This is a genomic window from Wolbachia endosymbiont (group B) of Silvanus unidentatus (genome assembly GCF_964028615.1).
Taxonomy (GTDB): Bacteria; Pseudomonadota; Alphaproteobacteria; order Rickettsiales; family Anaplasmataceae; genus Wolbachia.
Window position 1 is genome coordinate 243,651 of record NZ_OZ034795.1, and the last position, 14,265, is coordinate 257,915.

Below are 14,265 nucleotides of genomic sequence, written 5' to 3' on the forward strand. Positions count from 1 at the left end.
GCTAGTTTAGATCTATTCTCCTTCCCTTAAGTTTTATTCTTTCTTTTGTCATTTCTATACTCGATTCTCCAGCTTTCAGTGTTATTTTATCTACTACTTCAATCTCTAAATGATGTTTATCTTTATCGTATGACAACTTTGTTCCATCTTGAAATGTTAAGCTACTCACCTCTTTTTTATTCTCTGATGCAGGGTATTTTTCCTGGTATATCCCTCCTAACACCACTCCTAACGATAATTCGCCAAGAGGAGAAAATATCATAACCTGTTCACCGATATCTGGTGGAGACCAATCTCTATCTTTTCCTGCTTTGCTCGTTATCCATGGTAAATAATCTGTTAAAAATTCTCCTATTTTAACTCTTACTTTTGCTTTTTCATAATCTATTTCTTTTACAACTCCTATACGAACAATGTTGGCCATTTTCCTCTGTAGTTCCGAAATTGCAAAATTATTTTCTAACATTTATTTCACCGATTTCTATTTTGTGTGGCATAAATTTTCCTTCTTTCCAAATAGATCGCCCTACGTGTATTGTATGCACCCACTCAATCAACCACACTAAATACGCATCTAACTCTGGCCTAAATCCGTCAACTTCTGCAGAGATAAATTCTCCTGGTGAAACATTTTTCACATTCCAAGTATTTTTATTTACTACTCTTGCTACTTCTGTTGCTAATGACCTGACAACTAACGAGGAATCCTCGACTGTTCCATCAACTACAATCCTTGCTTCAAACCTGGCTTTCAAGGCTAATTCTTCTGTTCCAGGATCATGTCCTTTTTCAAAGCTGCTAAGTTCCACAAATACTGCCGGTGCTACTAATTCTTTTCTTATTGCTGGATAAATTTCACATGTCTGTATTGCTGATATTTCTTCCTTTAACTTAGTGCAAATTTCTTGATGTAAATCTTTCCAGAACTTTGTCATGCATATAATTTAACTCATGTAATGTATAAAATATTTTTCAAATACCTTTTCAACTTCATAATTAACAAGATTCCCTATTATCCTTGAAGCCTCAGGTTCTAGTGGCAACTTAACTTCCTTTATTGGCAATGCTGCCCTTCCTTCACGTTTAAACATACCGCTATTTCCTTTTGGCATAACTGCTGCAAATCCTCCTATAAACTCATGCTTTCCTACTTTCGATCCTCTTCTTGTTTTTTGTATTTTGCCAATTGTCGATGCTCTAATGTCATAGAGATTTGCTCTAATTGACACTTCTAATCTGCTAGTTTTCGCCTTAAAAATTCTTAATCTCTTTCTTATCAAACTTAATTTTATCTGCTTTTCCTCACTGATTTCCTTAGCTGCTTGCGCTTTTAACCATAGTGCCGTTTTGTTTAATGCCTTTACCGTTGCTAATTCTACTTTTCTTCTTTTAGCATTTACATTTTCTATTACCTCAACTTCTATATGAACAGACATTTTACACCCCAGACGCTTTTATTTTCCACGTTATTCCAGACTTGTCTCTAAGTGGCGGTGAGTGTACTTTATATCTTCGATCACCTATAACAAAAACATCTCCTACTATTGGCCTTAACAGTAGGGTCGAGAACTGGCGCGCCTCTTTAGGGTTTGGTGGCTGATCCATTATTTTCATGTTGGGCCTCAATCCAAAATTCCCATATTCACGTTTCCAGCTCCCGCCTCATCAAACGCAGCATGCAGTTTTCCCGCACTACGCTTTCCTAGTAGATTCTTTACCAAAATTTATAACATATTGTGCTGGTGATGCTTTCGGAATGTAATATCTTATTCTGTAGTCCGAATATAGACCCAGGGTTTTATATATCCATTCTCTACTCCACCTCTTCCAGCCAAATCCTTTTCTTGCTTTTCTGGCTTTCATTAAATTGCGTCTTATTTTCTTCTCTACCCAATGCTTCACGTAGTGAAAGCTTCGACTTGAGTTTCCAATCCTAAAATAGTTTATCCACCCTCTCAATATCGGATTAATGATATGAATCACTCTCTCTATTGGTTGCGATTTATGCCAACGAAATACTTCCTTCAACTTGTGAAGTAGGTTTGTTCGTGCTTTCATCTGTGGTGTTGTTTCTACCGTCCATTTTCCTTGTTTTGTAATTTTCTCTCGAAAATTGAATCCTAGAAAGCTGAACTTTTCCCCTTCTTTTAGGTTAACAACTTTTGTCTTTTCTTCATTTACTTCTACTTCTATTTTTGCTAATTCCTCTTGTAACCTTTTGTATACTGACTTTTCCAGCCATTCCCATTTTGGGTGTCTATCTATCAGTATTACTAAATCGTCTGCCCATCTTGCGTATTCTATATGTTGATATTTTCCTTCTTTGGTCACCTCTTTTGCTTTCTCTAGCATTTTATCTACCTCATTGAGGTATATATTGCTCAATAACGGCGAAATCGTTGATCCTTGCGCTATTCCTCGTTTTCCTCCCATCTTGAGGATTAGCTTGATCAAGTGCATGATTTCTTTATCATTTATTCTCTTGGCAATCTTTTCCATAAGAATATGATGTCGCACATTATCAAAGTAGGATTTCAGATCTATGTCAATAGCTTTTGTATTGTCTTTGATTGCTGCTTTCTCTACCCTTTTTATTGCTTCATGCGCTTTTCTCTTAGGTCTATATCCATATGATCCGTCCTGAAAGTCAGATTCGAATATTGGTTCAATTATTAGCTTTAGTGCACTTTGCACTATTCTATCACGGATGCAGGGTATGTTCAATGCTCTGAGTTTTCCCCCAGCTTTTGGTATTTCCTTTCTCCGGTTCCTATTTGGGCTATAGGTCTTGGTTATTAGTTCATATCTTATTTGTTGGAGATACTTTTCTAAGCCTTCTGCTTCTATCAATTCGAATGTCACTCTGTCAATTCCTGGTGCCCCATTACTCCTCTTTGTTAGCTTGTAGGCTTCTTTCAGTGTTTCCATTTTGCAAACATGAACATAGATTCCCCAGAATCGCCATTCCGGTTCTGCCTTCGCTTTGGTATATATCTTTCTTCTCAGGTCTTGTAATTTTATTGGCATTTTTATCATTTTACCTTTACCTCCCTTTTGTTAAAAGATTTCTACTAGTAGGGTACCTTTGCTCCATGAGCATTACCTCACTTCTTCGCTACTACGCACCCATCCGCCACCCTTTCATCTTCGGTTCATTTCCTGTTTCCAGTTATAGAACCTACCTCTCCAAGATATTTCTCCTTGGGATGAGGAGGGCTTCTCCAGTTGTTTTGTATGTCCTTGTTATCGTGCCATCACTATCACCCCGCTGAAGTAGAACAGTTGTATCAGTCGTTTTTCAACCTTCTGTACTGCCTTCACCATTTGACGGCTGGTTCGGCCTTCAGTACTGTGTTTTCGAGGCCACCTATGTGTTCACTTCCGTTATGGCCCGATAACTCGCCTTTATCCTTACGATAACGTTGTCGGTAGGCTTCAGTATCTTGGTTTCCCTCCATACTGCTACCCAAGCTACAGGACTCCGACTCTTATCCTGGTAGGTTTGACTCCTACTGAACATACTTACCTTCTCTGGACGCACCATCAAACGCACTTACTTCTAACGCTAAAGTTTCTTCCACAAATTGTCCTTCACCAATCTCGTATAATTTATCTGGCTGTTGCTTTAATACTTGTACCATGTATGACTTATCCTTTGATTTATACAAAGCCACTTCTCCTAAATGGGCAAAACAATCTTCTAATAATCGCTTAATATTCTCTTGCATATTTCTTTTTGATATACTAACCTTTACATGCTAAGAAAGCGCATACCGGTAGAGTCGTTCTGTGCCTCACCAACTTGTAATTACTCTACCAGTATGTTATGCTATAGCGACTTTTACTAATACCCCTGGTCTATGGCACATTGGCAGAGGATTTGACTGCGTATGTAAATCAGTCCCTCTATCAAACCTCCTTGGTTCTTGCTTTGCATATAGTGGCTGTCCAAGAGTATTTACTGTTTCATTAAAATCTGCTGGTGCAAAATATGTCGTAAATGTGCTTGCTGTTCCTACTGGAAAACAGTGCCCTGTATCTTTCTCAATAAATCTTCTCACGGTTCCTTCAGGGTCAGTTGCTTGCCCTCTATACTCCTCAAATGTTATGCCACAGAACGTAAATCCTGATCTCATATCGTTTCTTAGCGCTGCTCCTTCTTGCCATCAACTATGTTTTTTAAAATTTTTTGAATTTAGTCTCATTTGTTGATAATTTTGTATTTTTATTCAATTGAAAAATGTATTTTGGCAACAAAAACCCTAGTTTATACAGAAAGAAATTTATATCAAACAGCAAGCACTGCTTAGATTTTATGGTTAACGAATATGTGCTTTAAATGTGTGTAGACGCACATATTCGTTAACCTATTTTCTATACAGATTTTTTTTATTTCATATTAATTGCTTCTTTAAGTCTTGCATTGGCAATTACTATGATTTTTCGCATTAGAGCTGTTATAGCTACCATCTTCTTTTTACCTCTACCAATAAGATCAGAATAAAAAGCACCAAGTGCAGATTTAGATCTTGCAGCAGCCATAGCAGCTGTGAAAAGCTTTGCACGAACGTTGCTTCTACCACCTGTTATCCTTCGATAACCAATAGTTTTACCGCTTTCTTTTGGATGTGGAGCAACTCCAGCAAGACTTGCAACTTCTTTTTTGTTTAGGTGGCCAAGTTCTGGCATTAGACACACAAAAACTTGTGATAACTTGAGACCTATTCCTGGCACTGTTCTCAAGATTTTTTGACGCTTTTGTAACTCTGGATTTTTATCAATAATTCTTTGTATGGCATCGTTGAACTCATTTATCTGACTGGTAAAAAAGTCTATTGTTTTTTGGCAACTTTCCTTTATATAGTCGTTTTCAGGTGCTGCAAGCCTACATTTCTCTTGAGTTCTCATTTGCGTAATGTCATCACGACGTTGACAGAGTGCAACTAAGGCGGTTTGTTCTTTTGACATACGCACAAATAGAGATAGAGCACTATAGCGTTCAAAACCATATTGAGCAAGGGCTCTTGCATCTGATTGATCTGTCTTTGCTAAAGTTCCATGTGATATGATAAAACTTTTTACTTTACGAGTATTAGCTCGATGTACAGCAACATTCTTATCAACAAGAAAATGTGCTAAGCCAAGCTCATATTTTCCAGTGTTTTCTAAAGTTACTAGAGAATTAGGTAGGATATCTGAAAATTTTTGAAACAACTGTTGCCAACCAGTAGCATCATTGTCAAACTTGATAGCTCTCCTTTGGTTATAAGCTGCAGCAACATTTTTAAATTTTCCGATATCAATGCCAATGAAATTTTGATAAGATGTAATCATAATAAATAACCTCGATAGTTTAATTAATTTAAGATTGTAAACGGGTGCATACATATGTCCCATGCAACTATTCAAACGTATCGAGAGATGGGGCTAGTTTACCTTGATGGCTACGGTTGTAATACCAACTTTCATTCGGTCGCACACGCCCGTGATAGCCCTATTCCTATAGTGAGTAGGGTTATCTTTCCCTCTTATCTCTTTTATATCACATTTTTAACTTACAATCTTTCATATGCTTCTTTCACTTTACTATGCGAAGTTAATGCATCAAAAAATTCAGGGCTTACCAAGGCATGTACTCCTGTCATATATTCACCACTTAGATTATCTTCTATATGCCGGAGTACTTCCATACACTTACGCTTTACATCAGTTGTTGCAGTTCCTAGTGCAAAATTTACTACTTTTGGTGTTATTTCAAATTCGTTGTACAGATTTAATAATTCTGACCCATCAGCATCAAGAATAATTCCCTTCAGCGCTCCCATTCGCAAATGCTCTAATGTTATTGCATGTTTGTTTCTCATTGATTGCAAATGATCAGTTATTACATCTGCAAGCGCTTTAAGTTCACTCTCTGATCCAAATGCCCTTATTCCTTGTACTTCTTCTGGCAGCACTACATCATCATGCGGAATGTGCGGAATCGTAAACGTTCTTACCTTTCTTTTTCCTCTTTTTCCTACTGTTGCTGGTGCTCCTGGTATTTGTGTTGGTAATAAACTTAATACTCCGTTGTGTTCTTCTATGGTAATATGTCTAAATCTTACTGACCTACTTGGAAACAAATTTAAATTTTCAACTCGTCCATAATTTATCGGCAATATATTCATCGCATTTGTTAGTGCCGTCATGCTAAATGCTGTATTTGTAAATGGATTTTGCATTCTTTTTCTCCTTATTAATTTTAGTTAAACTCCCTTGCGGATAATGATCCCTCGTGCTTCAAGTTGCTTTATTGCTTCAGCTTTCTGTTCTTCAGTGATATTTGCTGGCCACACAACTGCATGATCTGCTAGTATTGCACCACGAGTAATAATTACTGCTTTGGCATTTTCTGTCGCATTTACATCACTTAATATTGCACCTATTGCTGTTTGTGTGCCGTCTGTTCCAGTGGGATTAAGGACTCTAATAAAACCATCTTCCGTCTTTTTGGCAACTACTGTACCAAGCTTAAGATTTTGACCTTTAGCTACTGTTATTTGATCTCTTGAATATAGACTTGATGCCTCATACTTTAATAAGTCACCATGAGCCAATGACGTCTGATAGATTATTTTGTTCAGTTATACATGTCATATTTTCTTTTCTCCTTTTTTCCCTTTAGTTTACCGCCATGTTTGTAGTTGTTGTACCAGGCGGTTATAAAAAAACTTAAATACTTGATTGTGCTCTAGCTTTAGCTACTTGCATCATCAACTCCTCTCCTGAATTCTGTGGTATTGCACTCAGTATCTCTGTCTTTTTCGTTCTCTCTGCAAGTAACTCCATTAAAACCTCCCTTGCCTGCTCAACACTTACGCTTTGCTCAATAAATTCTCCTATTTTCTCTGGCATTCGTGATAAGTTACATAAACGTATTAATTCAAGAACTTCATTACGATACTTAGTTAAATTATCAGTTTCTAGGTCAGTTGTAGTTCGTTCATTCATAGTAATACTCCTGTTTTTATTAATAGATGAAAGAATTGTAATTCCGTCTGCAAGACCTATCTCTACTGCTTTCTCCCCAAAATATAGCCCTGCTTCCGTTGATCGAATCTTTTCAATTGAAAGACCTCTGTTCCTCGCTATTAGCTGCACAAACATTTCATATAGTCGGTCTACTTCTTTTTGTAAGCTTTCCAGACTTTCAGACGTCATTGGCTCATGTGGATTTAAATCATTTTTTCTACTTCCTGCAAATACTGTGGTATATTTTATTCCCTGTTTTTCATCAAACCCACTTTGATCTATATGACTTGCTATTACTCCTATACTGCCAATACCAGAAGTTCTGCTCACAAATACCTTCTCAGCGCTAGAGGCTATAGCATATGCAGCAGAGTATGCATCATCATTTGCTATCGCTATTATCCTCTTTTTTGCTCTTGATTCATAAATAAAGTCAGCTAGGTCAAATATACCGTTTACCTCTCCTCCGGGGCTATCTATATCAAGCAGAATAGTTTCTATATCTTTGTTTGATAATGCTTCTTCTATTTCTTCTTGAATTTTCTCATATGATGTCATTCCCAGAAAATCGTCAAAAGCCCCTGGTTTTTTGGTCAAAATTCCATGTATTGCTATTACTGCTGTTTTTTCTATATTCTGATTTACTGCATGTTTTATATTTTTAAAGATAGGTTGTTTTCCGTTATATAGTGACAACAGGTCAAAGCTTTTTTGCTCTATCATCATCGGCCTACATAGCCAGTTGGTTTGTAAAATTTTCATAATGTAAATGAGATTTATTTTGTTTGTGTCCTGACATCAGAATCAAAGAGAAGGTTGAAAGAATCAGCACGCTTTTGATCTTCTGCTATTTCTTGGTCAATTTCTTCTACATCGTAACCCATTTCTGATACTACTTCTGAGCGACTCTTGAAGCCATTTCTTACCGCCATTTGCTGTGCTTGCTGGTCTTTCAGTGGATCTACCCAATCAAATCCCTGTGGTATCCATTTTACTTCTTCTTTCGCTGCTTTTACTACTTTTTCATCTATACTCAGTTCTCCACAAAGTACTGCTAACTCTAGCCATTTACTCCATACTGGTCTGCAAAATTGAAATACCATAATGTTATGTTGCAGCATAGCACATCGACGACGAAACTCTATTAATCCTGCTCGAATGGATGAATAATTAACACCTGTTAAATCTCCTGTTAGCTGCTCATATGTTATTCCTGTACCTATTGCTATTGCCCTCAGTTGCTGTCTCATGAATGCTTCATAACTTCCTCCAACATCTGATGGCTCTGAAAATTTTATGTCTTCTCCTGGGTCTAAAAGCTGCATTGTTCCTGGCTCTAAACCTGATAATGCTACTCCTTGCTCATTACTTTCACTTTCTCCTAAAATATTTGCTTCAGGATCAAGTCTTGTAATAAACCCTGCAAACATTGCTGCAGTTTTCTTTCTCACCAGCTCTGCATCATCATATTGATCAAGCTCATAAAGCTTCAGCAGTATATTAGAAAGCCAAGGCTCCCCTCTGATTTGCCCAGGTCTTAAAGGTCTATAAATATGTAAAACATCATTTGCTGGTACTCTCACTGATTCACCAAACGAGCCTTCACCAGGGTGTTCTTTAAATAGGTAATATGCTTCTCTTTGCCCAAGCCTGTTAAACTCAATCCCGTTTCTTATTACATTACCATTTCCTAAAGTTTGATTTGTTTTATTATCTAAATGTTCAGACTCAAGTACTTGCAGTTGTAATGGTACAGAAAATCTATCTTCCAGCTTTCTCGTTCTTAAACGTACAAAACATTCTCCTCCCTCTATCATACTTCTGCATACTAGAGCTTGTAATCCATAAAAATCACTTACTCCGTTACTGTCTGCTTCATCTGTCCATCTTAGCCATAATTCTTGCACCTTCTTTCGAAATTCTCCATCTCTTGCTTTTGATTGTGGTTTTATTCCTGTTCCAATAGAGTTACTTACTATCGTATCAATTATATTTGCAGCGTAAGGATTTTTTCTCACCATATCACGTGATCTACTACGTAAAGTTTCAAGGTTTTGAGACAGCAAATTGTTTATACTTCCTAACTCTGGTTGAAAGTGAAAAAATCTTCTTCCTGAACCTGATGCATCCCACGCTGAACTTTTGATTTTTGGCTTACTAAATAGTTGTTTGAATGATTTGAGTAGCATTACTTCTCCTTATCTGAAATTTTTGATAACTCAGCCTCTAGCTCTTCTACTGTTGGTAAAGCTGTCTTTATATTCTCTGGTAGACTTTCAGTTATTCGGTATTCTGCTAGTCCTATTGGTTTTGTCATATCTTTTAGAGTGTATTTTGCTAGTACATCATTTTTAGATTTACATAAAATCAACCCTACAGATGGTTGATCTGTCTCGTGTTTTAGCAAGTCATCTACTGCTGAAAGGTAGAAATTCATTTTACCGGCGTATTCTGGTTTAAACTTATTATCTTTCAATTCAATTACTATAAAACAACGTAATTTTAGATGGTAGAATAATAGATCGACAAAGAAGTCTTCATCACCAACATCTAAATGAAATTGCCTACCTACAAATGCAAATCCTTCCCCTAGCTCAAGCAAAAACTTCTCTACATGGCCTACAAGACCTTTTTCTACTTCTCTTTCATGAGCGTCATCTCCTATACTCAAAAAATCAAAAATATATGGATCTTTTAATGTATAATGTGCTAAATCTGACTGGGGAGAAGGTAACTTATCTTTGAAGTTAGTAACAGCTTTTCCTTGACGTTTGTGCAATTCACGTTCGATTTGCATCACCATTATACTACGTGACCAACCGTGCTCTATAGCTTTTTGAAAATAAAATAGTCTTTCTTTTGGATCTTTTACTTTATCTAAAATAACTACAATATGAAACCAAGGCAATTGTGCAGCAACCTGCTGCGTAAATTCAGTATCTTGATATTCTGCAGCAAATTGACGCATATAAGTAAGATTCCTAGCACTAAATCCCTTCATTTCTGGAAATGCGCTTCTCAAATCCTTACTTAGCTGATCTATGATTTTAGCACCCCAACCATGTTCTTTTTGGCGCCTTAAGATCTCTGTACCAATATAGTGATAAAGCACAATGAGTTTGCTATTTACTGCTAGTGCTGCTTTATAACGACTAGTAGCAATCTGTTCTTTGAGCTGCTCTAAAAATTCTGTATATTCTTTTGCTATAATTTTTGTCATACGGTTCCTTTTAACGATTTTTATCATTATATGATCCCTTTACTCGTTGAAAAAACAATCTTTCTCTTCGGTTTCATTCCAACAATCTTTAGCTCAGCTTTAATACGTTGTCTTAAGTTTAGTAAATCATTTATCTGAACTTCAGCATATCTCACTACATGGTCACCATATGCAATTGATACTACTCGCTCTCCGTTTTGCAGCTTCTTTATCGCTTCTTCGACTTGAACTAAATACTCTTCGTTATACATTTTCCAGCCACTTACTCTGTCTTACTTTCTTAGGTTTTTTACTTTCTATTTTTCCACTCAAACTATTCCATTTACTCTCTGGCCAACGATCGATTCCAAGCGCAATAGATGCTGCTCTCGCATAAATTCGGCAATCTAGTACTTCATTTCTTTCTCTTACTTTTTGCCACTCTTGTTTGGTGTATCCTTTTACTACCTTGCTGACTAATTGCTCTGCCGTTAGCTGCTTAAAATACTCAGGTGCATACTCGGGAAAATGACAATATCCTGCTGGCACTTTCTCTTCTTCTTTTAAAATATTAAGTAGCTGAAAAAGCTCTGACTTTAATATCGATACTCCTACTGGCCAGAGCTTTATTCCTCTTTTTAGCTTTTGACCACCAACTGTTATATCAACTCTACTTGGGCTGCTAAGTGGCACTAGGGCTTTATTTACACCTTTAACTGCCATTACTCTTCCAGAGCCTTGATGACCTCTTACCCAATTGTATACTTCTTGTGTTGCATACCCTGCATCAACCGCCATCATGCTTATCATGTATTCAAGCCCATTTTCACCGATAAAATGATGATTGAGTAACTCTGAAAGCTTTCCCCATACTTCTCCTCTTCCAGTATCACCTTCAAATACTCGGTAGTCTATTGACCAACTTTCGCGGCTTTTTCCCCATGCTACAACTTCTACTTCTAAACGATCTTTTTGGACATCTACTCCTGCTGTGAGAACTACTTAGCCTTTTGGTACTGTGCCAATCTGAAAAAATTCTCTTCTGTTGAATAATTGCTTCCAGTCTGGTACTTCTCCCTTATCTACCCAGGTTTCTCCAAGCGTTGTGTTGATCCAAACTTTCAGTAATTGTTCACTTTCCTTTGCATGCAGAAAATCCTCTACTGCTTGTTGCCAACTATACCACCCAACTGGACTATAAAGACTTGAAAGATGAAATCCTTTTTTCTCCCCTTCTTTTGCCTCTGTAGCTCTCCATTCTCCACGTTCTAGCATCTCTGTCTTTTGATGATTTTCTATTTTGCCGCTACATTCAGTGCAGACATAATGTGCTGTTCTTGAGTCGTTGTTTTCCCATTTTATTTGTGACCATTTCAGAACTTGATAGTAATTACAATGTGGACATGGTACAAAAAAGTATCTCTTATCTGTTGCTTCAAATTCCTTCTCAATTCTGCTTATTCCATGAATCGTTGGTGTTGATACTAAAAAAATCTTTCTCCGTGCAAATGTATTAGTTCGGGCTATGCTGAGTAAAACTGGATCTCCTTCTCCTCCTGAATCTCCTGGGTAGGCATCTATTTCATCAAGAAAGAGATATTTTACTGGCATAGATCTCAGTGCTACACTGCTATTTGCTCCGGTTATTACTACTATTCCACCTGGAAACTCCTTACTTTGTACAGTATTGCCTGAATCTCTTGATCTTTGGTCTTTTACTTTACTTTTTAAACATGGTGTACTTTCAATCAGTGGCGCAAATCTTCCTTTTGACCAACGCTTTCCCATTTCAACTGTTGGCTGTACTACTAGCATTGGTCCTGGTGTTTGATCGATGATATAGCCAATCCAATTGTTGCCAGCTTCTGTTCCTCCAATCTGCGCTCCTTTCATGAATACTACTTTTTCTGCTGGTGAGGACGGAGAAAGTGAATCCATGATTTCTTTTAAATAAGGAGTTCTCTCTGTTCTCCATTTTCCTGGCTCTGATGCTGCAGTTGCTGCTAAAACTCGATACTCATTTGCCCACTCTGATACTTTAAGCTCTGGATCTGGTCTTAAACCTTCAGAAAAAGATGTAGCGTATATCATATTGCTACCTCTTCACCATCATTAGATGATACTTCAACATCACTTAAAATAGAACTGCACTCACTTGTTTTCTCACTTTCGAGTTCAATAAACATTTTCTTTTCAAGTGCTTCTTCTATGTACTTCTGAGTTAAATTACTCATTGTTATTGCAGCTATGAGCGCAACTATTCCCACCATTACCGCAGCTATAATGTTAGGGTAAATTCCTACTATCGCTATTGCGCATATTGTTATAGTGACACAGATGATATTGGTATATTTCTTTATTTTTTTGTCTGCTATTTTCCTTTCTTCAAAATATTTATTGCTCAATAAATGAAATGTTGGAAAGTTCTTCTGTCTTCCAAATAACACTATTTCCTTCTCTTTGCTCAGTAATTTTATTAATTTTGCGTTGTTCGTTATTATTGCATACTGAAAAACATCCGTGGCATCTGCTCCTCTCTTTAGCAACAACTTTACTACGTTAAAGTGACCATGCTTTGCAGCAACATAAATTCCCGTTTTTCCACTCTCATCTACAGCATCTATTTCAACTCCTTCACCAAGAATACCGTCTATTAGGTCTTCATATCCTTTTCTGGCAGCTAAATGAAGCAAACTGTTTTTATCAGCTCCGTATCTATTACTTGCTAAAATCTTTACTATATCTAATCTATTTGCTTCTTTTGCATAACAAAATGGTGTCTTGCCATTATCATCCTTAATTAAAGGATCTATATCTTCTCGAGTTAGTAAAACTTCTATTGTTTTAAGTCTTTCAGCGTAATGTAGAGGTGTTTTATTTTCATAATCTTGTAAATTAACCCCAGCATTAGGAACATTTATTAAGCATCTTACAATATCTAAACATAAGTCCCTTTCGTCGTAATTACTACTACTTATAGCTACGTGCAAAGAAGATAATTTCATTGCATTTCTGCCGCTACCAGCTATATTGACATTCGCACCAAGATTTGAAAGTAATTTTACTACTTCTAGCTTCTTGTTGTTCACTGCATAATGAATTGCTGCATGATTTCTCACGTCAAGAACATCCTTATCCGCGTTTCCTTCTCTAATTAAAATTTCTACTATTTCTTCATGTCCAGCTCCTGCCGCTAAGTGTAATGGTGTATGTAGTAAAGCATTCTGCTCATTAACATTAACTCCTTTGTTGAGTAAAAACCTTACAGCATTTGCTTCATTCAACATCGCAGCTAAGTGAAGTAAGCTATCTCCCTCTGATCCATATTTATGATTGATTAGTGCTTGTAATATTTCTTCTCTTGCACAAGAAAGCGCACTTTTACCATCATCATCAGCGATCAGTGGATTAATATTTTTCCTGTTCAGTAAGAGTGCAACCATACTAAGCTCGTTAATTTCTACTGCATAATGCAGCGGTGTCCTTCCATTTAATCCTCTAACGTTTACATCTACTCCTGGCTGATTAATGAGACACTCTATTAATTCTAAACTTAACTTAGCAGACATTATTAAAATTTAGCGTTAGATAATTCTTCAAGTGAGTTTGTAATCTCTTCAGTTAGCGTCTTATGAATCTTTTCAGTGTCACTCAGTGATGCAAGCAGTGCTGAAACCCTATTTGGAATATTAAGCAAATTATTACGGACAACTCTTGCTACATTAAATGCATCGCGCTTTACTTCCTCTACTGCTACAAGTTCTCCTATCTCAGCCTTAGCTTTCGCCTCAAGTAGTTTACCTCGTTCCATTTCATTTTTTATTCGAGTTTTAAGCAACATTGTGGAAAGGTTACTTGTATTTTCGTTTTCTGGATTTTTTCTCCTCAGTGGCTGACTTGGATCTCTTATTGTTTCTATAGCCCTGTTTGCTTGTTCTCGGTCAATGAGTCCATCCTCCAGCTCAACTATTCCTTTTTTTACTAAATAACAGACATATTGCTTTGATACTCCTATCTCCCTTGCCCACTCTGTTTGTGTTATTTTTTCCACT

General features: G+C 36.9%; 12 protein-coding genes and 5 pseudogenes. All 17 read right to left on the reverse strand.

The genetic code is table 11. The features are described 5' to 3' along the window. Position 1: 1 nt before the first annotated feature. Positions 2-466, reverse strand: a complete 465-nt coding sequence (locus tag ABWU65_RS01090; RefSeq protein ID WP_264685667.1) for a phage baseplate assembly protein V — start codon at positions 464-466, stop codon at positions 2-4. Next, complete coding sequence (locus ABWU65_RS01095) at positions 453-935, reverse strand: hypothetical protein (protein WP_019236987.1); 483 nt, start codon at positions 933-935, stop codon at positions 453-455. The genes ABWU65_RS01090 and ABWU65_RS01095 overlap by 14 nt, the downstream gene beginning before the upstream one ends. Before the next feature lie 9 nt (positions 936-944). Further along, positions 945-1,436, reverse strand: a complete 492-nt coding sequence (locus ABWU65_RS01100) for a phage tail protein (RefSeq protein WP_264377325.1) — start codon at positions 1,434-1,436, stop codon at positions 945-947. Position 1,437: 1 nt separating this feature from the next. Beyond that, positions 1,438-1,614: a hypothetical protein gene (locus ABWU65_RS01105; protein ID WP_264374814.1), complete on the reverse strand. Its 177-nt coding sequence runs from the start codon at positions 1,612-1,614 to the stop codon at positions 1,438-1,440. Positions 1,615-1,692: 78 nt separating this feature from the next. Continuing rightward, positions 1,693-3,036 carry a group II intron reverse transcriptase/maturase gene (ltrA, locus tag ABWU65_RS01110; protein ID WP_264374788.1) on the reverse strand — a complete coding sequence of 448 codons (1,344 nt, stop codon included), beginning with the start codon at positions 3,034-3,036 and terminating at the stop codon, positions 1,693-1,695. Between the two features lie 506 nt (positions 3,037-3,542). Continuing rightward, positions 3,543-3,728, reverse strand: a pseudogene (locus tag ABWU65_RS01115) (hypothetical protein); the annotation flags it as partial. 96 nt (positions 3,729-3,824) lie between these two features. Then, positions 3,825-4,166 (reverse strand): annotated as a pseudogene (locus ABWU65_RS01120) (major capsid protein); the annotation flags it as partial. A gap of 223 nt (positions 4,167-4,389) precedes the next feature. After that, positions 4,390-5,334 carry an IS110 family transposase gene (locus tag ABWU65_RS01125; RefSeq protein ID WP_353279985.1) on the reverse strand — a complete coding sequence of 315 codons (945 nt, stop codon included), beginning with the start codon at positions 5,332-5,334 and terminating at the stop codon, positions 4,390-4,392. A gap of 227 nt (positions 5,335-5,561) precedes the next feature. Then, positions 5,562-6,224: pseudogene (locus tag ABWU65_RS01130) on the reverse strand (major capsid protein); the annotation flags it as partial. Positions 6,225-6,248: 24 nt separating this feature from the next. Further along, positions 6,249-6,639, reverse strand: a pseudogene (locus ABWU65_RS01135) (head decoration protein). A gap of 75 nt (positions 6,640-6,714) precedes the next feature. Next, positions 6,715-7,776, reverse strand: coding sequence for a S49 family peptidase (locus ABWU65_RS01140; protein WP_264685423.1), 1,062 nt, complete (start codon positions 7,774-7,776; stop codon positions 6,715-6,717). A 14-nt stretch (positions 7,777-7,790) separates the two neighbouring features. Beyond that, the gene (locus ABWU65_RS01145; RefSeq protein ID WP_264685422.1) at positions 7,791-9,203 is read right to left on the reverse strand and encodes a phage portal protein; all 1,413 of its coding nucleotides are present in this window, start codon (positions 9,201-9,203) and stop codon (positions 7,791-7,793) included. Next, the gene (locus tag ABWU65_RS01150) at positions 9,203-10,234 is read right to left on the reverse strand and encodes a YhcG family protein (RefSeq protein WP_214303338.1); all 1,032 of its coding nucleotides are present in this window, start codon (positions 10,232-10,234) and stop codon (positions 9,203-9,205) included. Before ABWU65_RS01150 ends, ABWU65_RS01145 begins: the two co-directional genes overlap by 1 nt. A 26-nt stretch (positions 10,235-10,260) precedes the next feature. Beyond that, positions 10,261-10,485, reverse strand: coding sequence for a gpW family head-tail joining protein (locus ABWU65_RS01155; protein WP_007302777.1), 225 nt, complete (start codon positions 10,483-10,485; stop codon positions 10,261-10,263). Continuing rightward, positions 10,478-12,304, reverse strand: a pseudogene (locus ABWU65_RS01160) (phage terminase large subunit family protein). Before ABWU65_RS01160 ends, ABWU65_RS01155 begins: the two are co-directional and overlap by 8 nt. Further along, positions 12,301-13,782 (reverse strand): ankyrin repeat domain-containing protein, encoded by a 1,482-nt coding sequence (locus ABWU65_RS01165; RefSeq protein WP_353280024.1) that lies wholly within the window; start codon positions 13,780-13,782, stop codon positions 12,301-12,303. The pseudogene ABWU65_RS01160 and the gene ABWU65_RS01165 overlap by 4 nt, the downstream one beginning before the upstream one ends. Positions 13,783-13,784: 2 nt before the next feature. After that, positions 13,785-14,264, reverse strand: coding sequence for a hypothetical protein (locus tag ABWU65_RS01170; RefSeq protein WP_353280114.1), 480 nt, complete (start codon positions 14,262-14,264; stop codon positions 13,785-13,787). Position 14,265: the final 1 nt, after the last annotated feature.